The sequence below is a fragment of the Microbacterium sp. USHLN186 genome, assembly GCF_037145155.1.
Taxonomy (GTDB): Bacteria; Actinomycetota; Actinomycetes; order Actinomycetales; family Microbacteriaceae; genus Microbacterium.
Map to the genome: position 1 here is coordinate 82091 of NZ_JBBCYA010000006.1, position 24934 is coordinate 107024.

The window sequence follows — 24934 nt, forward strand, 5'->3', positions numbered from 1 at the left end:
GGTTAGTTTTCTGCATGCCTTCCATCGACCTCTCCGAAGTGACCATGCACTACGAGCGCGCCGGCTCCGGACCGCTCCTCGTCCTCCTGCACGGCTGGCCGGAGACATCTGCATGCTGGCGACACGTGACACCCGCACTGAGCGCGCATTTCGAAGTAGTGGCACCGGACCTGCGCGGGTACGGCAGGTCTGATAAGCCCGTCGGGGACTACACGAAGCGCAGGATGGCGCAGGACATCGTTGAACTCGCCGACGCGTTGGGACACTCTCAGTTCGGCCTGGTCGGCCACGATCGTGGCGCACGCGTCGCGCACCGGCTCCTGTTCGATCACCCCGGGCGGGTAACGCATGTGACGATGCTCGACATCGCCCCGACGTTGCACACCATGAGCGCCGGTGGCTCGCGCGCGGCTGTGGGCTACTGGCACTGGCTGTTCCACGAACAGCCCGATCTGCCGGAGCGACTGGTTTCTCCTGACATAGCGGGCTACCTCGGCCACTTCTTCGACGCCTGGACGGTGAACCACGCAGGTCTTGCCGACGCGATTCCCGAGTACATCGAAGCATTCAGCCGCACCGGGGCTCTACGCGCGGGCTTCGATGACTACCGGGCCACGCCAACCGACCTCCTTCACGATCGTGAAGATCACGACGCGGGCCACGTGATCGACATCCCCGTGCAGGTGCTGTGGGGCGAAAAGGGCCTCCCGAGCAGAGGCGACGTGATCGGAGCATGGATGCCCTACGCGCCACGCGCATTCGGAGAGGCAATTCCTGATTGCGGTCACTTCATCGCAGAAGAACGCCCCGACGAGCTTCTACGCCACCTGCTTTCCCATCACCGGCACTAGACGGAGTAGTGCGCATACCGCCACGGATAGAAGACGCGCGGTCCGTCACCCGCGAGATTCAGCGGTCCGCAGTCTCACTCACTGCCGACTCCGATGAGAGCCGTCGATGAGATCGGCTCCGACCGCACGCAGCGATCCCGCACTGCAAAGGCTGCGGGAGGATGGCTCTTGTGAGCTACGACGCTGAGGAGACGCTCTTCGAGCATGCCGGACGCCGCTTGAGGCTGGAGACGAACGCGCAGTTCGACGCGGTGACGGCCGCGTTCGAGCGGGCGGTTCCCGCGCTGTCCGAGGAGCAGGCCCTCGGCGAGCTTCGCGGCGGCGACTGGGCCGGATTCGTGCGCGGGCTGCAGTGGGATGCCCCGAGCGGATTCGTGCGGGTGTGGACCTCGCGTCCCGACGAGCTGATGCAGCACGCGGGCAGCGCCGCGCGCAGCGTGGTGTGGATGATCTCGCATCACGCGATCACCGCCCGGCTGTACCGGCACGACCCCGGCGCGATGCTCTACTCCCCGCTGCGCGTAGAGGCGCACACCACGAAACGCCCGGGAACGACGCTGAGCTTCGAGGTGCCCAGCGCTCAGCTCGCGGGGTTCGGCGTCAACAAGATCACCCAGGCCGGCGCCGAGCTCGATCGGGCGCTCGGGGACCTGATCGAAGAGCTCGGTCTGCCCAGACCCTCCGCGCTGAGGCGCTGAGGCGCTGAGGCGCTGAGGCGCTGAGGCGCTGAGCCGCGGGCAGTACCCGGTTACGCGAGCCGTGGGGTCGGCTTCGTGCGGCGGATCAGCGCTCGATGACCGCCGCTGTCTCCGGGCTCAGGGTCGTCCGCCCCGCGGACGAGTCCACCTTTCGCGTCGCGAGCAGGACCTTCCCGCCGAGGTCGTACTCGACGTCCTCGACGGTGAGGTTGACCAGGATGCTGACACCGCCGCGGTCGATCCGCCACGCCCGCTGCGCCGGGTCCTCGCTCGCCACGACGAGCTCGACCGACGGCTTGCGCAGGCCGGGATCGGTCAGCTCCGTCCGCGCATGACGCAGCGCGGCCAGCTGCCGGTAGAGCTCGTGCAGACGGGCGTGACGACGCTGCGACAGCTCGGCCCAGTCGAGCTTCGACCGCGTGAACGTCTCGGGGTCCTGCGGATCCGGCACCTGCGCGGGGTCCCAGCCCATGCGCGCGAACTCGGCGACGCGTCCCTCGGCGGTGGCCCGGCCGAGTTCCGGCTCGGGATGCGAGGTGAAGAACTGCCACGGCGTGGACGCACCCCACTCCTCGCCCATGAACAGCATGGGGGTGCCAGGTGCGGTCAGCGTCAGCACGGCCGCCACTGCGAGGCGCTCCGGCGAGAGGATGGCACTGAGCCGATCGCCGGCGGCGCGGTTGCCGATCTGGTCGTGATCCTGCGCGAAGGTCACCAGTCGCCAGGCGGGCACCTCGTGCGGGATCGGCGAGCCGTGCACCCGGTCGCGGAACGACGAGAAGGTGCCGTCGTGGAAGAAGCCGCCGTCGGTGACCTTCGCGATGGCATCCGGTGCGGCGAAGTCGGCGTAGTAGCCCGAGGTCTCACCGGTGAGCGCGACGTGCACCGCGTGATGCCAGTCGTCCGACCACTGCGCGGTGAGCCCGTACCCGCCTGCCTCGCGCGGCATGATCAGCGTCGGATCGTTCAGGTCCGACTCCGCGATGAGGGTGAGCGGGCGTCCGAGGTGGGCCGCGAGCGCATCCACGCGCTCGGCGAGCTCCTTGAGGATGTGCACGCGGCTCTCATCGTGCAGCGCGTGCACGGCATCCAGCCGCAGCCCGTCCACATGCCGGTCCCGCAGCCACATCAGCGCGTTCTCGATGATGTACTCGCGCACGTCGACCTGATCGAGGTCGATCGAGTCGCCCCACGTGTTGCGGCTGCCCTCGCGCAGGTAGGGCCCGAACTCCGGCAGGTAGTTGCCGCTGGGTCCCAGGTGGTTGTAGACGACGTCCTGGATCACCGCGAGTCCGTGCGCGTGCGCCGCATCGACGAAGCGCTGGTACGCCGCGGGGCCGCCGTACCCCTCGTGCACGGCGTACCAGAGCACGCCGTCGTAGCCCCAGTTCCACTGCCCGTTGAACGCGTTCATCGGCAGCAGCTCGACGTGCGTCACACCCAGCTCGACCAGGTGCCCGAGCCGCTCGACGGCGGCGTCCAGGGTGCCCTCCGGGGTGAACGTGCCGATGTGCAGCTCGTAGATCAGGCCCCCGGCCAGTGGGCGGCCGGTCCAGCCGGCATCCGTCCACGCGAACGAGCTCTCGTCGAACACCGCGGATGCCGCGTGCACGCCGTCGGGCTGGCGCCGCGACCGGGGGTCCGGTCGCAGCTCGTCGCCGTCGCCGAGCACGAACCCGTAGCGCTCGCCGTCGGCGAGCACGGCATCCGACCGCCACCACCCCGGATGCTCCGGCCAGGCGTTCATCTCGTGATCACGGACCTCGGTGCCGTCATCCGCCACCTGCCGCAGACGCACGCGTTCGGTGCGCGGCGCCCACACCGCGCTCGGCGCGACCGCGACCGGCGCGGCGGGCGCGGCCGAGCTCAGTGCGACGGGCGCGGCCCCGCCCGGTTGAGAATCGCTCATCGCAGCTCCTCCAGCATCGCGACGGGATACTCGGCCAGCAGCTCGGCCAGGGGCACCGGACCCGCGCCGAAGCGCCGGCCGGTGAACACGTCGACCATCGGCAGCTCCGAGTTCATGAGCAGGGTGTCGCCCCAGCCGCCCGCCTGCGCCAGACCGACGGGCAGACGCGTGGCGACCACGATCACGCCGCCGCGGTCGACCGCGATCGCATGCTCCGCCCGCTCACCCACCACGACGCCTGGGCGGTAGGTGCTGAACAGCTCGGGGTGATCGCGCCGCATCCGCAGCGCGCGCGAGGTCACCAGCAGCTTCGCCCGCCCGGAGTCGTCGATCGGCGGCAGCTCCCCGCGCGCCACATCCTCGTCCAGGCGCTGCAGCATCCGCTCCCGCTCGGCGAAGTCCACCGGGCGTCGGTTGTCGGGGTCCACCAGCGACAGATCCCACAGCTCGCTGCCCTGGTACACGTCCGGCACGCCGGGCCCGGTGAGCTGCAGCAGCTTGGCCGACAGTGAGTTCGAGCGCCCGAACCCGACGATCTCGTTCACGAAGTCCTCGACGATGGGGCCCGCTGCGCCCTCGGTCGCCGCGACGGCGAGCGCCTCCAGGCCCGTCTCGAAATCGGCATCCGGATGCTGCCATCCGGTCGCCTCTGCGGCCTCCCGGGCGGCCTTCCGGCCGTAGTCCGTCAGTCGCTCCGCCGAGATGGGCCACGCGCCGACCGCCGCCTGCCACAGCAGGCTGTCGAGGGGACCGTGACCGGTGCTCGCCACCTTCCGCAGCTGTCCGAGTACCTCGGCCCAGCGCTCCGGCAGCTCGGCGAGCACGCTGAGCCGCGCGCGCACATCCTCCGAGCGCTTGGTGTCGTGGGTCGACAGCGTCGTCATCGAGAACGGCCACGCTGCCAGGCGCTGCTGCTGAGCCGTGTGGAACTGAGCCACGGTGAGCGCCGTGACCGCGGGGTCTCCGCCCACCTCGGTGAGCGTGCCCAGCCGCGTGCACCGGTAGAAGGCGGTGTCCTCGACGCCCTTGGCCATCACGGCGCCCGAGGTCTGCTGGAAGCGCCGCGCGACCGGCAGGTCGGGGTCGGCGAGCAGCGGTTCGAGCTCGCCGATTGCGGTGGCGAGATCGGGGCGACGGGCGACGGCCTCCTGCGCGGCGTGACGCAGGTGCTCGCGGCCGGCGGGCAGGTAGGAGCGGTAGACGGGGAAGCAGGCCAGCAGCTCGGCCAGCGCGTCGGCGGCGCCGACCACGCCGTAGGGCAGGTCGTGCACCAGGCGGCGCACCTCCGACTGCAGCAGCCCGTCGGCGATCATCCGCTTCGCGTCGTGCACGAGATCCGGCCAGGCGGGCGCCGGCGGCAGCTGCGTCTCGCGCCGCAGCCGCTGGTCCAACTCGTCGAGAGCGGCGACCCCGTCCGGGTCGATGAGCACCCGGTCGATCTCGGCCAGCGCGTCGTAGCCGGTGGTGCCGTCCGTGCGCCACCACGGCGGCAGCTGCTCGCCGTGCTCGAGGATCTTCTCGATGAGCGTGTAGGCGCCGCCGGTGGCATCCGCCAGCCGCTCGAGATACCCGCCCGGGTCGTCGAGGCCGTCGGGATGGTCGACGCGGATGCCGTCGGCAAGGCCCTCGCGCACCCAGCGCACGATCTCCTCGTGCGAATCCGCGAACACATCGGGCAGCTCGACGCGGATCGCGGCGAGCTCGGACACGGCGAAGAAGCGCCGGTAGTTCAGCTCGTCGTTCTGGTCCTCCCAGTAGCGCAGCTCGTAGTGCTGCGCGTCGAGCAGCGCCGGCAGGTCGTCGCGCAGCGCCGCCGTCCCCGGCGCGAGGGGCAGCACGTGCTCGAAGTACGACAGTGTGCCGTCGGGAGCGTCCTCGGCCGCAGTGGGGTCGACGACGAGCTCGCCGCGGGCGAGGACCTCGTCGACGCTCGAGCCGAGGACGGGCAGCCGCACCCGGTCATCGGCGCGGTCCCACTCGATGTCGAACGCCACGGCGCGCGCGGAGGCGCGGCCCAGCCGCAGCACGTCCCACCACCACCGGCTCTCGCGCATCGCGCTGACCCCGACGTGATTCGGCACGGTGTCGACGAGGATGCCCAGGCCCGCTTCGCGTGCCGCTGCGGCGAAGCGCGCGAGGCCCGCCTCGCCCCCACGGCTCTCGTCGACGTGGGCGTGATCCACCACGTCATACCCGTGATTCGAGCCGTCGGTCGCCGCCAGCAGCGGGGAGAGGTACGCCCACGAGGCGCCCAGCCGGTGCAGGTACCCGCTCACCTTCGCCGCGTCGTCCAGCGTGAAGTGCGAGGTGATCTGCAGCCGGTAGGTCGACACGGGGCGGCTGGTCATGACCGCGCCTCCGGTGCGGGTGCGGGCGCCCTGGTGCCGGCGTTCTCGACCTGGATGCGCAGCGACGCCTCCACCGAGTCGTCCGTGGGCTGCTCCTCGCCGTCCACCTCGCGCAGCACCAGCATCGAGCCGGCCTCCAGCCGTGTCCCAGCTCCGGCCGCGAGGGGCTCGCCGTGCGTCAGCTCGCCGGCGGTGTCGACGACGGCATCCCACGAGGCGCCGCGCCGGGCATCCGGCAGCACGATGTCGACGCCCTCGTCGCCGCTGTTGAAGTACACCAGGAAGTTCAGATCCGACACCGGCCGACCGCGCCGGTCGTGCTCGCGGATGCCGCGGCCGTTGAGGAACATGCCGATCGACAGGCCGAAGCCGGACTCCCAGTCCTCGGGCTGCATGGTGCCGCCGTCCGGGCGCAGCCATTCGATGTCGGGCACGTGCGCGCCGTCCTCGACGCGCACTGGGCGGCCGTCGAAGAAGCGGCTGCGCCGGAACGTCGGATGCAGAGCGCGCAGCCGTGTGAGCGCCGCGGTGAACTCGATCAGCGGCACATCCGCCGACTCCCAGTCGATCCAGGTGATCTCGTTGTCCTGGGCGTAGCCGTTGTTGTTGCCGTGCTGCGTGCGTCCCAGCTCATCGCCGTGCGAGATCATCGGCACGCCCTGCGACAGAAGCAGCGTGGCGAGCATGTTGCGCTGCCGCATGGCGCGGCGCCGGTTGATGTCGGGGTCGTCGGTCGGGCCCTCGACACCCATGTTGTCGGAGCGATTGTGCGATTCGCCGTCGTTGTTGTCCTCGCCGTTGTCCTCGTTGTGCTTCTCGGCATAGCTGACGAGGTCACGCAGCGTGAATCCGTCGTGCGCGGTGATGAAGTTGATGGATGCCACCGGGCGGCGCCCGGAGTGCTCGTACAGGTCTGCCGAGCCGGTCAGGCGCGACGCGAACTCGCCGAGCGCCTGCGGCTCGCCGCGCCAGAAGTCGCGCACGGTGTCGCGGTAGCGGCCGTTCCACTCCGACCACTGCGGCGGGAAGTTGCCGACCTGATATCCGCCGGGGCCGATGTCCCACGGCTCGGCGATGAGCTTGACCTGCGAGACCACCGGATCCTGCTGCACCAGCTCGAAGAAGGTCGCCAGGCGGTCGACGTCGTAGAATTCGCGGGCGAGCGTGGAGGCCAGGTCGAAGCGGAATCCGTCGACGTGCATCTCGGTCACCCAGTACCGCAGTGAGTCCATGATCATCTGCAGCGCGTGCGGATTGCCGACGTTGAGGCTGTTGCCGGTGCCGGTGTAGTCGGTGTAGTACCGACGGTCCTCCTCGAGGCGGTAGTAGGCCTCGTTGTCGATGCCGCGCATCGAAAGGGTGGGTCCGAGGTGGTTGCCCTCTGCGGTGTGGTTGTAGACCACGTCGAGGATGACCTCGATGCCCGCCGCGTGCAGCGCGCGCACCATCGCCTTGAACTCCTGCACCTGCTGACCGTGCTCGCCGCTGGAGGAGTAGGTGTTCTGCGGGGCGAAGAACGACAGCGTGTTGTAGCCCCAGTAGTTCGACAGCCCCTTGTCCTGCAGCACGCTGTCGTTGATGAACTGATGCACCGGCATGAGCTCGATCGCGGTGACGCCGAGACGGGTGAGGTGATCGACGATCGCCGGGTGCGCGATTCCGGCGTACGTGCCACGCAGCTCTTCGGGGACCTCGGGATGCCGGATGCTGAGCCCCTTGACGTGCGCTTCGTAGATCACGGTCTGCGCGTAGGGCGTCTTGGGCTGGCGGTCGCCGGCCCACTCGAAGAACGGATTGATGACGACGCTCTTGGGCATGATCGCGGCGGAGTCCTCGACGTTGTGCGAGTCGGGGTCGCCGAAGTCGTACGAGAACGCGGCCTGACCCCACTGCACCTCGCCGGCGACGGCCTTGGCATAGGGGTCGAGCAGCAGCTTGCTGGGGTTGAAGCGCTTGCCCTCGGACGGGTCGTACGGCCCGTGCACGCGGTAGCCGTACAGCTGACCGGGCTGCACCGAGGGCAGATAGCCGTGCCACACGTACGCGTCCACCTCGACCAGATCGACCTGCTGCTCGTTGCCGTCCTCGTCGAACAGGCACAGCTGCACGCGCTCGGCGCTCTCGCTGAACAGTGCGAAGTTCGTGCCCTGACCGTCGAACGTGGCGCCCAGGGGATGCGCGGATCCCGGCCACACCTCCAGATTCATGCTGCGGAGAGTCCGTAGCCGTGCGGTCCCGCGCCCTGATGGCGAGGGGCGCTGTCGAGCACGCGGCGCACCGCCTGCTCGAATTCGAACATCTGCGCGATTTCGACCGCCCGTGGGTAGGGGTGGCCGGAGTAGCAGATGAAGAGCGGCGGGATCACCTCGACATAGCCGACCGGTCCGTCGGAGAGGACCACGTACCGGTCGATGTCGACCAGCTCGTACTGCGGCTCGGCGGGGGCGGGGGCGGAGGTCGCCTCCCGTCGCGGGGTGGTGGGCGCGTGGGTGCCCCGGGATGATCTGGCTGCGGCAGACATGACGGCTCCTGTCTCGACTGCCTCACGTCCGGAGTGGTCGTTCTGGCTGTTGATGAAGCCCACGCTACGACGGAAGAAGTCCGTTCTGCCACGGGATTGTCATGCTGCGACGCAGGGGCTAGCATCCACAGCCCCTCTGGACAAGAGGTCCTGTCGGTTCTAAAAAACATGATGCTTGCTTTTAGACGGTTCCGGGTGTCTCATGGAAGAGAGACGCACGGGAGGTCGCCATGACGATGACAGCGGTTACTGATGGCGCGGTGGAACCTGCACAGGTGTCCCCGGTCGACGCGGTGCTCCTTCCCCGAGCACCCCAGCGCACTCGCATAGAGGCAGCGCCGCGGCCGGTCGATCTCGCCGCCGCCGAGCACGCCGGGCGTCTGTTCCTTCGGGCGCTCGGCATCGATCCGGATGCCCCGGACGCCCCCGACCTCGCGCGCACGCCGCGGCGCTTCGCCGAGGCCTATGCCGAACTGCTCTCGCCCGAGCCCTTCGACTTCACGACTTTCGCCAACGCCGAGGGCTACGACGAGCTCGTGCTGATCCGCGACATCCCGGTGCACTCGGTGTGCGAGCACCACCTCCTGCCCTTCACCGGAGTGGCGCACGTGGCCTATCTGCCCGGCGACAGCGTCGTCGGGCTGTCGAAGATCCCGCGCATGGTCGACCACTACGCACGTCGGCCGCAGACACAGGAGCGCCTCACCGTGCAGATCGCCGACGCGCTGGCGGTGCGGCTGCAGCCGCGCGGCATCGGCGTCGTCGTCGAGGCGACGCACACGTGCATGACCCTGCGCGGTGCGCGAGCGGTCGGCACGGCCACCACCACATCCGCCCTGCGCGGAGCGCTGCGCGACGACCCCCGCTCGCGGGCGGAGTTCTTCGCGCTCACCACCGACCGCGCACGCTGAACGGTCGCACTCGCATCCACGAGAAGCCGCCCCCCACAGAGGTCGACGGAAGGGAACACCATGAACATCACCATCGTCGGCGGAGGACTCGCCGCAGCCACGGCAGCCGCGGAACTGCGCGAGCGAGGATACGACGGCGACGTCGTGATCTACGCCGCAGAAGACCACCTGCCCTACGAGCGCCCGCCGCTGTCGAAGGCCGTGCTGCTCGGCGAGAAGGACATCGACTCGGCGATCGTGCACGACGAGGGCTGGTACGCCGCCCATCGGGTGCGACTGGAACGCGGCACGAAGGTCACGACGATCGACCCGGCAGCACACACACTGCGCGCCGAGCCCGTCGCCGGTGGCGCGAGCACCGAGCACTCCTACGACCGGCTGCTGCTGGCCACCGGCGCGACGGCGCGCCATTTCGACGTCGCCGACCGGGTGGCCGATCCGATCTACCTGCGCACCGTGGAAGACAACGCGCGCCTGCGCGCCGCGCTGCGACCGGACGCGCACGTCGTGATCGTCGGCGCCGGGTGGATCGGCCTGGAGGTGGCATCCGCGGCACGGCAGAAGGGCGCGGAGGTCATCGTGTACGAGCGCGGCGACCTGCCGCTCGTCGGTGTGCTCGGGCCCGAGGTCGCCCGGCTGTTCGCCGACCTGCACCGCGCGCACGGCGTCGACCTGCGCCTCGGCACGGCGGTCGATGAGGCTGCACTGGCGGATGCCGATGTCGTGGTCGTCGGCATCGGGGCGATCCCGACGGCCGAGCTCGCCGAGCAGGGCGGGATCGACGTCGACAACGGCGTGCTCGTCGACGAGCAGCTGCGCACCTCCGCACCCGACGTCTGGGCCATCGGCGATGTGGCCAACCAGCAGCATCCGGTGCTGGGCCGACGCATCCGCGTCGAGCACTGGGACACCGCGATCGAGCAGGCCAAGGTCGCCGCCCGCAATCTGATGGGCGAAGAGGAGCCGTACACGCACCTGCCCTACTTCTTCACCGATCAGTACGATCTCGGCATGGAGTACTTCGGCAGCGTCGGACCCGAGGGCTACGACCGCGTCGACATCGATGGCGACACCGACGTCGCGCACGGCGGAGCATTCCGGGCGTACTGGGTGAAGGACGGCACCGTCCGCGCGGCCATGCACGCCAATGACTGGGACTCCTCCGACGCGGTGCGCGACAGCGTCGGCACCGCACGATGAGCGCCCTGCACGCACCGGCCACGGGTACGTCCGCCGTGCGGGCGCCGGCCGCGGGTGCTGCCGGCGCTGCACACGTCGGCGCCCCTGCCGCGGGCTCCAGCGTCGCTCATCCCTCGCTGCGGCGGCGCATCGGCCGGCGCGACTTCGATTTCTCGCGGCAGGTCGCGGTGATGGCGGTGATCAACCGCACACCCGACTCGTTCTACGACCACGGGGCCACCTTCGCGCTCGATCAGGCTGTCGCCGCCGCCCTGCGAGCCGCCGACCAGGGGGCCGACTGGGTCGACGTCGGCGGGGTGCCGTTCGGCCGTGGCCGCGCCGTGGGCGTCGCCGAGGAGCTCGAGCGAGTGGTGCCGGTGGTCGCCGCGATCAGCGCCGCGCGCCCCGAGCTGGTCATCTCGGTCGACACGAACCGCGCGGTGGTCGCCGAGCGGGCGCTCGCCGTCGGGGCGGCCGTGATCAACGACACCAGCGGGCTGGGCGATCCGCGCATGGCCGAGGTCGTCGCGGCCGGCGACGCGCACGTCGTCATCACGCACAGCGTCGGACCGCCGCGCGCGGAGAAGCCCGCCGCGCACTTCCACGACGTCGTCACCGAGGTGCGCGAGTTCCTTTCCGCGCGACTGGCACGCGCCGAGCGGGCCGGGGTGCCGCGCGAGCGGATGATCGTCGACCCCGGGCACGATCTCGACAAGAACACCCTGCACTCGCTGGAGCTCACCCGCCGGCTCGGTGAGATCGCCGCCCTGGGGGTGCCGCTGCTCGCGGCGGTGTCGAACAAGGACTTCATCGGCGAGACCCTCGATCGGCCGCAGGGCCGTCGGCTGCCGGGTTCGCTCGCGGCCATGTCGGCCTGCATCCTCGCCGGCGCGCGAATCGTGCGCATGCACGACGTCGCCGAGAGCGTCGACGCGGTGCGGATGCTGGAGGCGATCCTCGGCTGGCGCGCGCCGGTGCGACTGGAGCACAACACCCACCCCACCCGCAACGTCTGAGAGAGCCGTGTCCGAGAACCGCATCCCCATCGACCGGCTGTGGCCGGATCCCGCCACCGACCTCGATGACGACGCGCTGCTCGAGGCGACGTGCTTCCCCGCCGAGGGCAGCTGGATGCGGGCGAACTTCGTCTCGAGCATCGACGGGGCCGCGACCCGCGACGGGGTCTCGGAAGGGCTGGGCGACGCCGCCGATCAGCGCCTGTTCGCGCTGCTGCGCCGCGCCGCCGACGTCGTGCTGGTCGGTGCGGGCACCCTCCGCGAGGAGGAGTACGGCGGTCTGCGCGTCGATGAGGCGTCGGTCGTGTGGCGGACGGATGCCGGCATGCCTGCGCATCCGACGCTCGCGATGATCAGCCGCAGTCTCGACCTCGACCCGGCGTCACGGCTGTTCTCCGACGCGCCCGTGCGTCCGATCGTGTACACCACGGCATCCGCTTCGCACGCCGCCCGCACGAGGGTCGAGGACGTCGCGGATGTCGTCGTGGTGGGCGAGACGGATGCCGATCCGCGTCGCATCCGCGACGATCTCGGTGCCAGGGGGCTGCGGCGCATGCATGCCGAGGGCGGCCCGCATGTGTTCGGCGCGCTGCTGGCGGCGGGTGTCGTCGACGCTCTGCACCTCACCCTCGCGCCCAGCCTGGAAGCCGGCGAGGCGGGGCGGATCGTGCACGGCGAGGTCGCCGGCGCGCTGCCGACGGGTGCGCGACTGCAGAGCGTGCTGCGCGCGGGCGACGAGCTGCTGCTGCACTACCGGCTGGACTAGGCGCTGGATCAGGGGCTGCGCTGGTCCTCAGAGCTCGCCTCGCCGCCCTTCTCCGCCGTCTTCTCAACGGCCTTTCCCGCGGTTTCCTCGGCGGGCTCGAGCATCAGCAGGATGCGCTGCAGGTGCATGGCGCTGAGCACGCCCGGCCCGAGCACCGAGTCGGACTCGATGGAACGGCTGTGCACGGTGCGCAGCAGCTCGTCGACGGCCACCGACGCCTCGGCGTGGAGGTCATCGGGGTGCTCGTCGGCGTCGAGCAGCTCGGCCACGGCATGGCAGGCCCGCGAGAGCGGCTGCTCGAGTGCGGGGTCGAGCGGGAAGGCCACCGGACGCTGCGAGATGGTGTCGCTGAGGCAGCCAGCGATGTCGCGGATCTGATGGGCGATGCTGTCGAGCATCTCCAGCCGTGCGTGCTCGTGCTCGGTGTCGCCGCGTCCCCGGCGGGCACGCGGATTGCCGCGGCGGCTCTCATCGGCCTCCGACAGCGCGCCGCGCAGCGATCGACTGGTCTCGGCGAGCGCGCTCGCATCCCGCATCCACTCGTCATGCGTCGGCGGCCACGACTCCGTCAGCGCGTCGCCGATGTCGTGCAGATGCACGGCGAGACGCTGCTGGAACGCGTCGATCTGCGCGGCCGCTTCCGACACGAGCGGGGCCGGCGGGATGATGAGGTTCACGGCCAGCCCGACCATGGCTCCCACCGCGGTCTGTGTCACGTAGCCGAAGGAGTAGTCCTCGGCATCCGATCCGCCGATGATCAGCACGAACAGCGCCGCCATCGGGATGTACTCCTTGCCGATGCCGAACCATCCCGTGCCCGAGATCAACGTGCCCAACCCGACCACGGCGACGATCGACCACAGGCTGGGGCCGACCGTCAGCAGCACGAGCGCGGCCAGCCCGACGCCCGCGCCGAGGCCGAGCAGCGTCTGCAAGCTGGAACGCGCCGATGACATCAGCGTCGGGTACATGCTGATCAGCGCGCCGAACGGCGCGTAGTAGGGATACTGATCGGCCGCGCCGGGCATGAGCGGGGCGATGCTCCAGGCGATGCCCACCGCAAGCGCGGTCTTGAACGCGAACAGCAGCCGGGCGCGCGCGACCGCCCCTCGCACCGACGAGCGGATGCTCTGCAGCGAAGCCCTCTCACCCACCCCGATCACCTCCTCCGCACCCACGACAGAGCCCCATCACAACCCAGCGACGGCTCGCGGGGCAAGGGGGTTCCGGCCCGGAGCGGCGTTTGCGACAATCCTGCGACAGGAGGGCATCATGGCGACGAATCGACGGTATCTGCGCTGCGCACCGGAGGCGGTGTTCCGCGTGCTTGGCGACGGCTGGCTGTATCCGGCGTGGGTGGTGGCGGCCGCGCGCATGCGCGAGGTGGATGCCTCCTGGCCGGCCCCCGACGCGACGCTCAGTCACTCGGTGGGCACCTGGCCGTTCCTGCTGAACGGCACGACCGACTCGGTCGAGTGGGCGCCGCCGCACCGCGCGGTGATGCAGGCGAAGGGCTGGCCGATCGGCGAGGCGCGCGTGGTGGTCGAGGTCGAGCCGGCACCCGGCGGCTGCCTGGTGTCGATCCATGAGACGCCGGTGCGAGGCATCGGGGCGGCGATCCCGGCCTTCCTCACCGCGCCGGTGATCCGCTGGCGCAACAGCGAGACGCTGCGCCGACTGTCGTACCTCGCCGAGAGCGATTCACTCGGCTCGCGCGGCGGGCACCCGGAGAGGGGCGATCTGACGGACGTCGATCCTCCGCCGGCCGAGCGGTGAGCGCAGGAGCGCCGGTATGGACGCCATCAACACGCACCTCGCCGAGCATCTCGGTGAGCTGACCGGCCGGCTCAAGGAGTGGGTGGCGATCCCCTCGATCGCAGGCGACCCCGAGTATCGGGCCGATCTCGCCCGCTCGGCGCATTGGCTCGCCGGCGAGATGCGCGACGCCGGTGTTGAGGCGTCGGTCGTGGCATCCGGGGATTCCTGGGCCGTCCTGGGCGAGCTCGCCGGCGAACCGGACGCACCCACCGTGCTGGTGTACAGCCACCACGACGTGCGCGCGGTGAAACCCGAGGAGTGGCGCGAGACCGCGCCGTTCGTCCCGGTCGAGCGGGATGGGCGCCTGTACGGCCGCGGGGCATCGGATGCCAAGGCGCAGGCACTCGCACACGTCTGGGCGCTGCGCGCGCTGATCGCCGTCGACGGCCGGGTGCCGGTCACCGTGAAGCTGCTCATCGAGGGGGAGGAGGAGGCGGGCTCGCCGCACCTCGCCGCGCTGCTGGCCGCGCACGCCGACCGGCTGGCCTGCGACGTCATCGTGTTCTCGGACACCATCCAGTGGCGCGTGGACGCCCCCGCACCGGTCACGTCGATGCGCGGCACGGTCAACGCCACGCTCACCGTGCGAGGCCCGGACCGCGACGTGCACAGCGGAGTGGTCGCAGGCGCCACCGTCAATCCCGCCACCACGCTTGCGCGCGCGCTCGCCGCGCTGCATGACGACGCGGGTCGGATTGCGGTACCGGGTTTCTACGATGATGTCGCGCCGCTCACCGACGAGCGTCGGGCGGAGTTCGCGGCCCTGCCGTTCGACGAGGAGGAATGGACGAGCCGAACCGAGACGAGGGTCGTCACCGGTGAGGAGGGGTACAGCGCGCTGGAGCGGTTATGGGCGCGTCCGACGATCGAGGTGATGTCGCTGCTGGCCGGCGACCCCGTCGGGCTGCCGCGTTCGGTCATCCCGCGCGAGGCGACGGCGAGCCTGAGCATCCGAATCGCTGCGCACCAGCGCATCGCGGCGGTGGCGGAACAGCTGCGCGGCTTCTTCGCCACCGTCATCCCCGCCGAAGCCGAGTACCGCTTCATCGTCGAGGAGGCGCTCGGGCAGGAACCGTACGAGACCCCGCGCGGTGCTCTTCTCGAGGCGCTCGAGCGGGCTCTCGAGAAGGGATATGCGACGCCGCTGCGGGGACGGATGGGCAACGCGGGCGGCGGACCCGCCGACCTGCTCACGCGCACCTTCGACGCGCCCATCCTCTTCCTCGGCACGGCACTGCCCGAAGACCACTGGCATTCCAGCGACGAGAGCGTCGACCTGCGGATGCTGCAGCGCGGCGCCGCATCGATCGCGCACCTGTGGCGCGAGCTGGGCGAGCTGGGCGAGCGGGGCGAGCTGCGCTAGTTCGGCGAGCTGGGCTCGTTCGGCTAAGCCTGCGACCGCGGGAACGCGTGAGTCAGCTTGTGCGGATTGCAGACCTGGCGGATGCCGCGGATCCGGCCGTCGCGATCGAACTCGAGCGTGAGCACGTCGGTGCGTCCGCTGTGGCTCAGCGCCAGCGCGAACTCGCCGTTGACCTCGATCGGCGTGACGGAGAAGGGATGCTGGGGGTCGAACGCCCGCGCCTTCTCGCGCACCCCGACGTAGAAGCGGTGCACCTTGTCAGCACCGAAGATCGGGTTGCGAGTGGCGGCGACCACGCCGCCGCCGTCGGTCCACAGGATGCTCTCGTCGGTCAGCAGGTCGAGCAGGGCGTCCAGGTCGCCGTTCTGCACCGCGCTGAGCAGGCTCGCGAGGGCTGCCGGGTCGGCCGCGTGCGGTGCGGGCGAGTGCTCGTCGATCTGCAGCCGGCGTTCGCCGCGGGAGATCAGCTGGCGCACTGCCGCCGGGGACTTCTCGAGAACCTCGCCGATCTCCACCGCGGTCATCGCGTAGGCCCGGTGCAGCACAACTGCCGCGCGCGCCTCGGGGGAGAGCTGCTCGGCGAGGTGCAGCAGCGCCAGTGAGAGCAGCTCGCGGTCGGCGATCGCATCCTCTGGCAGCTGCTCCGTGGCCACCGGCTCGGGTAGCCAGTGCCCGGTGTACTCCTCCCGCACGGCGACCAGAGCGCGCACCCGATCGATGGATCGGCGCACGCAGGTCGTCGTGAGCCACGCCGGCCACGAGCGCACGGCGTCGGCATCCGCCCGCTCCGCCTTCAGCGCCTCGATCGCGACTTCCGAGACGACATCCTCGGCGTGGCCGAAGTCGCCGAGCATGCGGTACGCGATGCCGATCAGCCGGCCGCGCTCGGCTTCCCATGCCCGCGCGGCGGTGGTGACGGCGGTCATGTGTTTCACGCTACCGCGCCGCGCTCGCCGAGTGCTGCCGCATCCACGCGGTCTGGCGCCTCGCTCGCACGACCTGGTGTTCCGCTCACACGACGGGGTGCTTGTCGTCGACCGGCGGTGCCATCTCGGTCGCGATCGCGATGCGGTTCCACACGTTGATCGTGCAGATCGCCATCACGATCGCACCGAGCTGCGCGTCGTCGAAGTGCGCGGCCGCGGCATCCCAGATCTCATCGGTCACCGTGTCGGGGCCGAGCTTCGTGATCGCGTCGGTCAGCGCGAGAGCGGCGAGCTCCTTCGGCTCGAAGAGATTCTTCGCGTGCTGCCAGGCGCCGACGGCGTGCAAGGTGCGCTGCGGGATGCCGTGCTGCGCGCCGGCGGTGGCGTGCATGTCGAGGCAGAAGCCGCAGCCGTTGAGGATCGACGCGCGCAGCTTGATCAGCTCATACAGGCGCTTCTCCACCGACCGGCTGGCATACGCCTCCATCCCGATCACCGCGGCGTAGCCGAGCTTGTTCGTGCGGGTCATGTCGATCCTGGTCATGGTGTTCCTCTCGTCCGGGCATCCGCCTCTGCTTCTGTGTCGACGACGAGAGCGGAAGTGTGACAGACGTCATCCGGCCTCGCGCCACCGGCCGTCCTGCGAGAATGGAGCATCCGACGACCCGAGGAGCCCTCGTGCTGTACATCTCCACCCGCGGCGGCATGCAGCCGCAGCCGTTCAGTGAGACGCTGCTCGAAGGCCTCGCGCCCGACGGCGGTCTGGCCGTGCCCGAGCAGCTGCCCCGGGTCGACGCCGAGACGCTGGAGCGGTGGCGTGCGCTCACCTATCCCCAGCTCGCCACCGAGGTGCTCTCGCTGTTCGCCCCCGACATCCCCCGCGAGGATCTCGCGCGGATGACGCAGGCCGCGTATGCGGACTTCCCGGATGCGGTCGTGCCGCTGCGGTCCATCGGCGGCGGCCTCACCCTGGTCGGCCTGTCGGAGGGGCCCACGCTGGCGTTCAAGGACATGGCCATGCAGTTCCTCGGACAGGTGCTGGAATACGTGCTCGAGAAGAAGGATCGCGTGCTGAACATCGTCGGCGCGACCTCGGGCGACACCGGATCGGCGGCCGAGCACGCGCTGCGCGGCAAGGACCGGGTCTCGGTGTTCATGCTCTCGCCGAAGGGCAGGATGAGCGCCTTCCAGCGCGCGCAGATGTACTCCCTGCAGGACGAGAACGTGCACAACATCTCCGTCGACGGGGTCTTCGACGACTGCCAGAACCTGGTCAAGAAGCTCGCCGGCGACCTCGAGTTCAAGCGGACGCAGAACCTCGGCGCCGTCAACTCGATCAACCTGGGCCGCATCGCCGCGCAGGTCGTGTACTACTTCTGGGCGTGGCTGCGGGTCACGGATGCCGTCGAGCCCGAGTTCCGGTCCGGCTTCGACGTCTCGTTCACGGTGCCGTCCGGCAACTTCGGCAACATCCTGTCCGGGTTCTTCGCGAAGGGCATGGGCGTGCCGATCCGCCGGCTCGTGCTCGCCGCGAACGAGAACAACGTGCTCGACGAGTTCTTCCGCACCGGAATCTACCGCCCGCGCTCCGCGGCGGACACCCACGCCACCTCGAGCCCCTCGATGGACATCTCTAAGGCCTCGAACCTCGAGCGCTTCATCTTCGACCTCGTCGGGCGCGATGCGGCGGGCGTGGTCGCGGCGTGGCAGCAGCTCGACGAGCAGGGCTTCGTGGACTTCTCGGCGGATCTCGCCCGTTTCGACAGCGAGTTCGGCATCGTCAGCGGCACGTCGACTCACACCGACCGGCTCGCGACCATTCGCGCGGTGTACGAGGAGACCGGCGAGATCATCGACCCGCACACCGCGGACGGCGTGAAGGTGGCCCGCGAGTACGTCGAGGCGGATGTGCCGATGCTCGTTCTGGAGACGGCGAAGCCGCAGAAGTTCGCCGAGACGATCACCGAGGCGATCGGCGTCGAGCTGGAGTTCTCACCCGAGCTGCGCGCGATGATGGACGCCCCGCAGCGCGTGACCGAAATGCCCGACGACGAGCAGGCGCTGCGCGCCTTCGTCGCCGAGCACGCCCTCCGCTGACCCCGCCCCGCCGCCGCCCCCGCCCCGCCCAACCCGGAACCGCTTCTCGCTCCGGTATGAGTTCGTGCTGCCTCATCGGCGTTCGGGCGGCAGAAAGTCATACCGGAAGCAGGGGCGGTTCTGCTGTGGGGCGTGGCGGTTCTGGTGTGGGGCAGGGGCGGTCGGTCAGGCGGAGGGCTGGATGCGGGGATGCAGCAGACCCGAGAGCGCACCCAGCGCTGCGCCGGCAAGGGTGTCGATCACTCGCTCCAGGGCGATCGACATGTCGCCCGTGCTTCCCGTCGCAGCGCCGAGCAGCAGCAGCACCAGCGGCGTGATGAGCGTCAGCGCGAGTGCGTAGTGGCGCACGACCACCAGTTCGATCGTGAACTGCAGCACGCCCAGCAGCGCCGCCAGCCACAGTCCGTTCGGATGCAGCAGCGCGAGCATCGCGTACACGCCGGCGCCGGCGATCGTGCCGAGCATCCGGTGCATCGCACGCTGCAGCGCCGCCCGTCTGCTCGACGCGATGCCGATCACCGCGACCGCGGCACCGACGATCCAGTAGGCCCGCGCAGGGTCGAGGAAGAGGCTCACCAGCACGCCGAGCACGCTCACGATCACGACGCGCAGCACCAGCATCCGCTCATCGGCATCCCACGACGGGCCGGGGAACAACTCGCGCAGCGAGCGGGCGTGCCGCGCGCGCACCCGCGCTATCACCAGCGGCGACACGGCGATCAGGTACGAGAACGCGCAGCCGGCGGCGATCGCGGCGACATAGCCGATCCGCGTGATCGGCGCGGATCTCATCACCGTCGCGGAGAGGCCGAACACGAGCACGAAGAACAGCGGGCCGGGGGGACCGAGCCGGAACCCGAAGGCCGCCCCGGCAGTCACGGTCGCCACCAGCACGATGCCGATGCTGATCAGCAGAGGAGCGTGCGCGACTGCGACGCCCAGCGCCGCGCAGACGATGAGCGCCGCCGCGACGAACGGCAGCATGACGGCGCGTTCGACGACCGGCAGAGATCCGGCGAACAGCACCGTGAACGCTCCGGATGCCGCGATGTAGCCGAGCATCGGCTGGCCGAGCACCGTCATCACGGCGATCGGCACGGCGATACCCAGCGCCGCCTGCAGCCCCAGCTGCCAGCGGGGGCCGCGGGAGGGACCGAAGGCGAACAGACTCACCAGTCCATTCTCCCGGAGCCGAGGGCGCGTCCGGTCTCCGCGACGAGAAGGGGTGCGCGTTCAGTCGGCTTCGCGCGGCGGATTGTGCATGATCTCGATCCGGATGCCGTTGGCATCCTCCACGAATCCCGCGTAGTACCGGGCGGTGAAGCGCGGATACTCCTTGGGTGCACGCACCTCGGTCCATCCCGCGTCGAGAGCGATCGCTTGGATGCGCTCGACCTCGTCGCGCGAGTCGACCGCGAACGCCAGATGCTGCCAGCCGACGCGGCCGTGCTCGTGCGGACCGGTGCCCTCCTCGCGTGCCGCGTAGAGGAGGATCTCGGGCTCATCGTCGAGCAGCCAGTACGCGTGATCGGCGGCATCGTGAGCGCGCCGATACCCCAGCGCCTCGAGCACGGGATGGAACTGCGCGGATGCCGAGGGCACGTCATCGACGGTGATGCCGAGGTGATCGAAAGTCGCCATTTCCACAGTCTGGCGGATGCCACCGTGCACTCGGCGAGGTCCCGTGCTCAATGCGGCGCGTGGTATTCCGTCTCGTCGCGCTTCCAGTAGCCCTTCACCACGGCCTTCGACACGTCGACGCCCCAGCGGGTGAGCAGTGCGCGGCCCGGCTTGACGATCGACTGCTCCGCGGCGATGAACACAAAGGGGTCGGGGCCGACGGCGTCCGTCTCTCCGAGGCTGTCGAGGCAAGCGATCAGTGATGATCCGGCCGGCGCATCCCCGCGGTGCAGCCACTCGACGGCGACGGGCGCATCGAGCGTCACCTGATCAACCTCTGACGCGACCTCGATGGCGATGCGCGCGGGATCACCCGACGGGATCATCGCCGCGAACCGGCGGATCGCCGGAATGGCCGTCTCGTCCCCGACGAGCAGCCACGATCCCGGCGCACCGGTCAGCACGGCCGAACCACGCGGTCCGCCGACGCCGACGAACGAGCCGAGGGGAGCGGATGCCGCCCAGCGCGCTCCCACGCCCTCGCCGCCGTGCACCGCGAACTCGACGTCGAGCCAGCTCTCGCCCCAGGCGAGCGGGGTGTACTCCCGGCTAGGCGCGGCGCGCAATTCCTCGACGGAGTCGGTCGGCGCGTCCGCGAAGAACAGCCGCATGTGGTCGTCGGCGCCGAGAGACGTGAAACCGGAGAGCTGGTCGCCGATCAGGCGGACTCGGACGTAGTTCGGGGCCAGCCACTCCCGCTCGGCGAGGGTGGCGGGGCGGAAGCGCAGGTCGAGTCCCTCTCGTTCGATCGAGAAACCGGATTTCACATCGCTCATAAAGTAAGGCTAACCTAAGTTCCGGCGACGCCGACCTCGTGCTCGCCCCGCGCATCTCGCGCACGCCCCGCAGAACAGGAGATTCTCCATGTCCATGCCCCGAACCCTCGGCACAACCGCACTCGGTCTCGCCGGCATCCTCGCCCTCGCCGGCTGCTCCGCAGGCGCGGCAGCAGAAGCCGAAGAGCCAGCGCCCACGCCCACCAGCGGCACCGTGACCATCGAGGACAACAACGGCACGCACAAGATCTCCACCCCGCCGGCCTCCGTCGTCGCGACCGACAACCGCACGTTCCAGACGCTCAGCGACTGGGGCATCGAGCTCAGCGCCGGCGCCGTCGCGCTCATGCCCGCGACCGTCGGCTACAAGACCGACGGCAGCATCATCGACCTCGGCAATCACAACGAGCCCGACCTCGAGTCGGTCGTCGCCGTCGCGCCCGACCTGATCGTCAACGGGCAGCGCTTCACCCAGCACCACGACAAGCTCGCCGCCCTCGTGCCCGAAGCCACCATCCTCGAGCTCGACCCGCGTGAGGGCGAGCCGTTCGACGACGAGCTCAAGCGTCAGGTCACCGTGCTCGGCGAGGTGTTCGGCAAGCAGAAGGATGCCAAGAAGCTCGTCGACGACTTCGACGCCGCCATCGCGCGCGTGAAGGACGCCTACGACGAGGCCGACTCGGTGATGGCCGTGACCACCTCCGGTGGGCAGATCGGCTACATCGCTCCCCACGTCGGTCGCACGCTCGGCCCCATCTTCGACATCGCCGGTCTGACGCCGGCCCTGCAGGTCGAGGGCGCCACCGACGACCACCAGGGCGACGACATCTCGGTCGAAGCCATCGCGAAGTCCGACCCCGACTGGATCCTCGTCATGGACCGCGACGCGGTGTTCGCCGACCGGGAGCCGGACTACGTGCAGGCCGCCGAGATCCTCGAGGGCTCCGAGGCGCTGGCATCCGTCACCGCGGTCAAGAACGATCAGATCGTCTACATGCCCACCGACACCTACCTCAACGAGGGCATCCAGACGTACACGACGTTCCTCAACGACTTCGCCAACAGGCTCGAGAAGTCCGCGAAGTGATTCCCGCGCGGTGGCATCCGGCTGATTCCGGATGCCACCGCGTCACCGCACCATGACACGCACTCCTCCTCTGTCCGAGTCCACTCCGGCACCCACTCCGGCTAGACCCTCGGCGCCCGCTTCGGCACCCGCCCGGCGTGGAAGCGCGGCGACCCACGGACGCCTCTTCGACGCCAAGCTGATGATCGGCCTCGTCGTCGTCGCCGCCCTGCTCGTCGCCTCGCTGTTCACCGGCGTCTACGACATCGCAGGCGCCGCCGACGGTGCCGAGATGTTCCAGATCACCCGCATCCCGCGCACCATCGCGCTCGTTCTCGCCGGAGCGTCGATGGCCATGGCGGGCCTCGTCATGCAGCTGCTCACGCAGAACCGCTTCGTCGAGCCGACCACCACCGGAACCACGGAATGGGCGGGCCTGGGCCTGCTGACGATCATGGTGCTCGTGCCGCACCCCTCGCTGCCGCTGCGCATGGCGGGCGCCGTGGTGGCGGCGTTCATCGGCACCATGATCTTCTTCCTCTTCCTCAAGAGGGTGTCGCTGCGCTCGTCGCTCATCGTGCCGATCGTCGGCATCATGCTCGGCGCTGTCGTCGGGGCCGTGTCGACCTACCTCGCACTCGCCACCAGCACGCTGCAGAGCCTCGGCGTCTGGTTCGCCGGCAGCTTCACCTCGGTCCTGCGCGGACAGTACGAGATGCTGTGGATCGTCGCCCTCGTCGGCATCATCGTCTTCGTCGTCGCCGATCGGCTCACCGTCGCCGGGCTGGGCGAGGAGATCGCCACCAACGTCGGCCTCGATTACGACCGCATCATGCTGCTCGGCACCGCGCTGATCGCCGTCGTCACGGGCGTCGTGACCGTGGTCGTCGGAAACCTGCCGTTCCTCGGCCTGATCGTGCCCAACATCGTCTCGATGCTGCGCGGCGACGACCTGCGCAGCAACCTGCCCTGGGTGTGCCTGCTCGGCGTCGGCATCGTCACGCTCTGCGACCTGATCGGCCGCACGATCGTGATGCCGTTCGAGGTGCCGGTGTCGCTCATCCTCGGCATCGTCGGCGCGGTCGTGTTCGTTCTCCTCCTGCTGCGGCAGCGTCGCCGTGCTTAGGCGGGTGGAGAAGCGGATGCCGCAGCCGTTGACCGACCGGATGCCGACAGCCGGCGTCTCGGCCGACCCGACGCCGGCGCAGCGGACGCCCGCGGGCTGGTTCGCCGATGCCCGTGCCCGGCGCCGCTACCTGATCGCGCTCACCATCCTGATCGTGCTGTCGACCGGCTTCGGCATCGGGCTGCTCGCCTGGGACAATCCGATGCCGTTCGGCACCGACGGCTTCTGGCGAATCGCCGAACTGCGCTTCACCAACGTGCTCGTGATGATCATCGTCGCCGTCTGCCAGGCCGTTGCGACCGTGAGCTTTCAGACCGTCGCGACGAACCGCATCGTGACCCCGTCGATCCTCGGCTTCGAGTCGCTGTACCGGGCCGTGCAGACCTCGTCGGTCTACCTGTTCGGCGTCGCGGGACTCGTCGCCCTGCAGGGGCTGCTGCAGTTCGGCATCCAGATCGCGATCATGGTCGCTCTCGCGATGCTGCTCTACGGCTGGCTGCTCACCGGACGCTACGCCAACCTGCAGATCATGCTGCTGATCGGCATCGTGATCGGCGGAGGCCTCGGCGCCATCGCCACCTTCATGCAGCGACTGCTCACGCCCAGCGAGTTCGACGTGCTCGCCGCGCGGCTGTTCGGCAACATCTCCAACGCCGACGCGTCGTACCTTCCCGTCGCCGTTCCGCTGTGCGCGGTGGCATCCGCCCTGCTGTGGCTGCGCGCCCGCCGGCTCAACGTGATGGCGCTGGGCGCCGACACGGCGAACGCACTCGGCGTGAATCACCGGCGCGAGCTGATGATCACCCTCTTCCTCGTCGCCGTGCTGATGGCGACCTCGACGGCGCTGGTCGGGCCGATGACCTTCCTCGGATTCCTCGTTGCGACGCTCGCATACCAGTTCGCCGGGTCGGACGATCATCGGCTGGTGTTCCCCGTCGCCGTTCTCACCGCGTTCACGATCCTCGCCGGCGCGTACTTCGTGATGCGCAACATCTTCTACGCGCAGGGCGTCGTCTCGATCATCATCGAGCTGGTCGGCGGCCTCGTATTCCTCATCGTCATCCTCAGAAAGGGCCGCCTGTGATCACCATCGAGAAGGTGCGCCGCGACTACGCGGCCGACGTGGCGATCGGGCCGGTGGACCTCGTCATCCCCGAGGGGGGCATCACCGCGCTGATCGGTCCGAACGGCGCCGGCAAGTCGACGCTGCTCACGATGGTGGGGCGGCTGATGGGGATGGATGCCGGCTCCATCGCGATCGCCGGACTCGACGTCGCATCGACGAAATCGGCGGACCTCGCCAAGGTCGTGTCGATCCTGCGGCAGGAGAACCACTTCGTCACCCGGCTGACGGTGCGCCAGCTGGTGGGCTTCGGGCGCTTCCCGCACTCGAAGGGCCGGCTGACCAGGGCGGACGAGGACGTCATCAGCCGCTCGATCGACTTCCTCGACCTCGGGATGCTCGAGCACCGCTACCTCGACGAGCTCTCCGGCGGTCAGCGTCAGCGCGCGTACGTCGCGATGGTGCTCGCCCAGGACACGGATGTCGTGCTGCTCGACGAGCCGCTGAACAACCTCGACATGAAGCACGCGGTCACCATGATGGCGCAGCTGCGCCGTGCCGCCGACGAGCTCGGTCGCACAATCGTCATCGTGCTGCACGACATCAACTTCGCCGGCCACTACGCCGACCTCATCTGCGCCATGAAGGACGGCCGTGTGGTCGAGTTCGGCGCGCCCGCCGAGATCATGACCGACGAGGTGCTCACCCGCGTGTTCGAGACGCCCGTGCAGGTCATCGACGGCCCGCACGGCCCCCTCGCCGTGTACTACTGAGCCGCGTTCGCATCCCGCGTGAGAAATCGCGTCGCGCGTGAGAAACC

General features: G+C 69.8%; 23 protein-coding genes. 13 read left to right on the forward strand and 10 right to left on the reverse strand.

Annotated elements, in window-relative coordinates:
• Window positions 1–14 precede the first annotated feature (14 nt).
• Window positions 15–851, forward strand: a complete 837-nt coding sequence (locus WFG93_RS12195) for an alpha/beta fold hydrolase (protein WP_336646605.1) — start codon at window positions 15–17, stop codon at window positions 849–851.
• 170 nt (window positions 852–1021) lie between these two features.
• Window positions 1022–1549 carry a hypothetical protein gene (locus WFG93_RS12200; protein ID WP_336646606.1) on the forward strand — a complete coding sequence of 176 codons (528 nt, stop codon included), beginning with the start codon at window positions 1022–1024 and terminating at the stop codon, window positions 1547–1549.
• Between the two features lie 85 nt (window positions 1550–1634).
• Here the strand turns inward: WFG93_RS12200 and treZ are convergent, their stop codons facing one another.
• Genes treZ through WFG93_RS12220 form a run of 4 tightly spaced genes read right to left on the reverse strand, consistent with a single transcriptional unit; the run spans window position 1635 to window position 8327 of the window.
• Window positions 1635–3458 carry a malto-oligosyltrehalose trehalohydrolase gene (treZ, locus tag WFG93_RS12205; protein ID WP_336646607.1) on the reverse strand — a complete coding sequence of 608 codons (1824 nt, stop codon included), beginning with the start codon at window positions 3456–3458 and terminating at the stop codon, window positions 1635–1637.
• Entirely contained in the window at window positions 3455–5806 is a 2352-nt protein-coding gene (gene treY / locus WFG93_RS12210; RefSeq protein WP_336646608.1) for a malto-oligosyltrehalose synthase, read from the reverse strand. Before treY ends, treZ begins: the two co-directional genes overlap by 4 nt.
• Window positions 5803–8007: a glycogen debranching protein GlgX gene (glgX, locus tag WFG93_RS12215; protein ID WP_336646725.1), complete on the reverse strand. Its 2205-nt coding sequence runs from the start codon at window positions 8005–8007 to the stop codon at window positions 5803–5805. Before glgX ends, treY begins: the two co-directional genes overlap by 4 nt.
• 2 nt (window positions 8008–8009) lie before the next feature.
• The gene (locus WFG93_RS12220; protein WP_336646609.1) at window positions 8010–8327 is read right to left on the reverse strand and encodes a hypothetical protein; all 318 of its coding nucleotides are present in this window, start codon (window positions 8325–8327) and stop codon (window positions 8010–8012) included.
• A 275-nt stretch (window positions 8328–8602) separates the two neighbouring features.
• Between WFG93_RS12220 and folE the strand changes: the two genes are divergently transcribed.
• The 4 genes from folE to WFG93_RS12240 all read left to right on the forward strand — a co-directional run bounded on the left by folE (window position 8603) and on the right by WFG93_RS12240 (window position 12199).
• Window positions 8603–9238 carry a GTP cyclohydrolase I gene (gene folE, locus WFG93_RS12225; protein WP_336646610.1) on the forward strand — a complete coding sequence of 212 codons (636 nt, stop codon included), beginning with the start codon at window positions 8603–8605 and terminating at the stop codon, window positions 9236–9238.
• 60 nt (window positions 9239–9298) lie between these two features.
• Window positions 9299–10438: an NAD(P)/FAD-dependent oxidoreductase gene (locus tag WFG93_RS12230; protein WP_336646611.1), complete on the forward strand. Its 1140-nt coding sequence runs from the start codon at window positions 9299–9301 to the stop codon at window positions 10436–10438.
• 170 nt (window positions 10439–10608) lie between these two features.
• Window positions 10609–11433 carry a dihydropteroate synthase gene (folP, locus tag WFG93_RS12235; RefSeq protein ID WP_336646726.1) on the forward strand — a complete coding sequence of 275 codons (825 nt, stop codon included), beginning with the start codon at window positions 10609–10611 and terminating at the stop codon, window positions 11431–11433.
• 7 nt (window positions 11434–11440) lie between these two features.
• Window positions 11441–12199: a dihydrofolate reductase family protein gene (locus WFG93_RS12240; protein WP_336646612.1), complete on the forward strand. Its 759-nt coding sequence runs from the start codon at window positions 11441–11443 to the stop codon at window positions 12197–12199.
• Window positions 12200–12207: 8 nt separating this feature from the next.
• On the opposite strand, the gene WFG93_RS12245 is transcribed toward WFG93_RS12240, so the two are convergent.
• Window positions 12208–13353, reverse strand: a complete 1146-nt coding sequence (locus tag WFG93_RS12245) for an FUSC family protein (protein WP_336646613.1) — start codon at window positions 13351–13353, stop codon at window positions 12208–12210.
• Window positions 13354–13471: 118 nt separating this feature from the next.
• On the opposite strand from WFG93_RS12245, the gene WFG93_RS12250 reads away from it, so the two are divergent.
• Together WFG93_RS12250 and WFG93_RS12255 are read left to right on the forward strand one after the other, a co-directional pair.
• Window positions 13472–13975 (forward strand): SRPBCC family protein, encoded by a 504-nt coding sequence (locus tag WFG93_RS12250; protein ID WP_336646614.1) that lies wholly within the window; start codon window positions 13472–13474, stop codon window positions 13973–13975.
• A 16-nt stretch (window positions 13976–13991) separates the two neighbouring features.
• Complete coding sequence (locus tag WFG93_RS12255) at window positions 13992–15380, forward strand: M20/M25/M40 family metallo-hydrolase (RefSeq protein ID WP_336646615.1); 1389 nt, start codon at window positions 13992–13994, stop codon at window positions 15378–15380.
• A gap of 23 nt (window positions 15381–15403) precedes the next feature.
• Here the strand turns inward: WFG93_RS12255 and WFG93_RS12260 are convergent, their stop codons facing one another.
• Together WFG93_RS12260 and WFG93_RS12265 are read right to left on the reverse strand one after the other, a co-directional pair.
• Window positions 15404–16306, reverse strand: coding sequence for a sigma-70 family RNA polymerase sigma factor (locus WFG93_RS12260; RefSeq protein ID WP_336646616.1), 903 nt, complete (start codon window positions 16304–16306; stop codon window positions 15404–15406).
• Between the two features lie 85 nt (window positions 16307–16391).
• The gene (locus WFG93_RS12265) at window positions 16392–16850 is read right to left on the reverse strand and encodes a carboxymuconolactone decarboxylase family protein (RefSeq protein WP_336646617.1); all 459 of its coding nucleotides are present in this window, start codon (window positions 16848–16850) and stop codon (window positions 16392–16394) included.
• Window positions 16851–16984: 134 nt separating this feature from the next.
• Here WFG93_RS12265 and thrC point away from each other — a divergent pair, with 134 nt between their 5' ends.
• The gene (thrC, locus tag WFG93_RS12270; protein ID WP_336646618.1) at window positions 16985–18403 is read left to right on the forward strand and encodes a threonine synthase; all 1419 of its coding nucleotides are present in this window, start codon (window positions 16985–16987) and stop codon (window positions 18401–18403) included.
• A gap of 165 nt (window positions 18404–18568) precedes the next feature.
• Here the strand turns inward: thrC and WFG93_RS12275 are convergent, their stop codons facing one another.
• Genes WFG93_RS12275 through WFG93_RS12285 form a run of 3 tightly spaced genes read right to left on the reverse strand, consistent with a single transcriptional unit; the run spans window position 18569 to window position 20859 of the window.
• A complete protein-coding gene (locus tag WFG93_RS12275; RefSeq protein ID WP_336646619.1) occupies window positions 18569–19576 on the reverse strand; it encodes an FUSC family protein in 1008 nt (335 codons plus the stop codon).
• A gap of 60 nt (window positions 19577–19636) precedes the next feature.
• Window positions 19637–20044 carry a VOC family protein gene (locus tag WFG93_RS12280; protein WP_336646620.1) on the reverse strand — a complete coding sequence of 136 codons (408 nt, stop codon included), beginning with the start codon at window positions 20042–20044 and terminating at the stop codon, window positions 19637–19639.
• A gap of 47 nt (window positions 20045–20091) precedes the next feature.
• A complete protein-coding gene (locus tag WFG93_RS12285) occupies window positions 20092–20859 on the reverse strand; it encodes a siderophore-interacting protein (RefSeq protein ID WP_336646621.1) in 768 nt (255 codons plus the stop codon).
• An 88-nt stretch (window positions 20860–20947) separates the two neighbouring features.
• Between WFG93_RS12285 and WFG93_RS12290 the strand changes: the two genes are divergently transcribed.
• From WFG93_RS12290 to WFG93_RS12305, 4 genes are all read left to right on the forward strand, one after another.
• The gene (locus WFG93_RS12290) at window positions 20948–21946 is read left to right on the forward strand and encodes a siderophore ABC transporter substrate-binding protein (protein WP_336646622.1); all 999 of its coding nucleotides are present in this window, start codon (window positions 20948–20950) and stop codon (window positions 21944–21946) included.
• A gap of 181 nt (window positions 21947–22127) precedes the next feature.
• Complete coding sequence (locus tag WFG93_RS12295; RefSeq protein WP_442928258.1) at window positions 22128–23051, forward strand: ABC transporter permease; 924 nt, start codon at window positions 22128–22130, stop codon at window positions 23049–23051.
• Window positions 23052–23091: 40 nt separating this feature from the next.
• Complete coding sequence (locus WFG93_RS12300; RefSeq protein ID WP_442928263.1) at window positions 23092–24135, forward strand: iron chelate uptake ABC transporter family permease subunit; 1044 nt, start codon at window positions 23092–23094, stop codon at window positions 24133–24135.
• A complete protein-coding gene (locus WFG93_RS12305) occupies window positions 24132–24887 on the forward strand; it encodes an iron ABC transporter ATP-binding protein (RefSeq protein ID WP_336646624.1) in 756 nt (251 codons plus the stop codon). The genes WFG93_RS12300 and WFG93_RS12305 overlap by 4 nt, the downstream gene beginning before the upstream one ends.
• Window positions 24888–24934 lie beyond the last annotated feature (47 nt).

Coding starts and splice junctions, on each gene's coding strand:
- WFG93_RS12300 (WP_442928263.1), top strand. CDS start 23,092: ATGCCGACAGCCGGCGTCTCGGCCGACCCGACGCCGGCGCAGCGGACG.
- WFG93_RS12285 (WP_336646621.1), bottom strand. CDS start 20,859: ATGAGCGATGTGAAATCCGGTTTCTCGATCGAACGAGAGGGACTCGAC.
- WFG93_RS12250 (WP_336646614.1), top strand. CDS start 13,472: ATGGCGACGAATCGACGGTATCTGCGCTGCGCACCGGAGGCGGTGTTC.
- WFG93_RS12220 (WP_336646609.1), bottom strand. CDS start 8,327: ATGTCTGCCGCAGCCAGATCATCCCGGGGCACCCACGCGCCCACCACC.
- WFG93_RS12260 (WP_336646616.1), bottom strand. CDS start 16,306: ATGACCGCCGTCACCACCGCCGCGCGGGCATGGGAAGCCGAGCGCGGC.
- treY (WP_336646608.1), bottom strand. CDS start 5,806: ATGACCAGCCGCCCCGTGTCGACCTACCGGCTGCAGATCACCTCGCAC.
- WFG93_RS12195 (WP_336646605.1), top strand. CDS start 15: ATGCCTTCCATCGACCTCTCCGAAGTGACCATGCACTACGAGCGCGCC.
- WFG93_RS12230 (WP_336646611.1), top strand. CDS start 9,299: ATGAACATCACCATCGTCGGCGGAGGACTCGCCGCAGCCACGGCAGCC.
- WFG93_RS12265 (WP_336646617.1), bottom strand. CDS start 16,850: ATGACCAGGATCGACATGACCCGCACGAACAAGCTCGGCTACGCCGCG.
- folP (WP_336646726.1), top strand. CDS start 10,609: ATGGCGGTGATCAACCGCACACCCGACTCGTTCTACGACCACGGGGCC.
- WFG93_RS12290 (WP_336646622.1), top strand. CDS start 20,948: ATGTCCATGCCCCGAACCCTCGGCACAACCGCACTCGGTCTCGCCGGC.
- WFG93_RS12255 (WP_336646615.1), top strand. CDS start 13,992: ATGGACGCCATCAACACGCACCTCGCCGAGCATCTCGGTGAGCTGACC.
- WFG93_RS12295 (WP_442928258.1), top strand. CDS start 22,128: ATGATCGGCCTCGTCGTCGTCGCCGCCCTGCTCGTCGCCTCGCTGTTC.
- WFG93_RS12280 (WP_336646620.1), bottom strand. CDS start 20,044: ATGGCGACTTTCGATCACCTCGGCATCACCGTCGATGACGTGCCCTCG.
- treZ (WP_336646607.1), bottom strand. CDS start 3,458: ATGAGCGATTCTCAACCGGGCGGGGCCGCGCCCGTCGCACTGAGCTCG.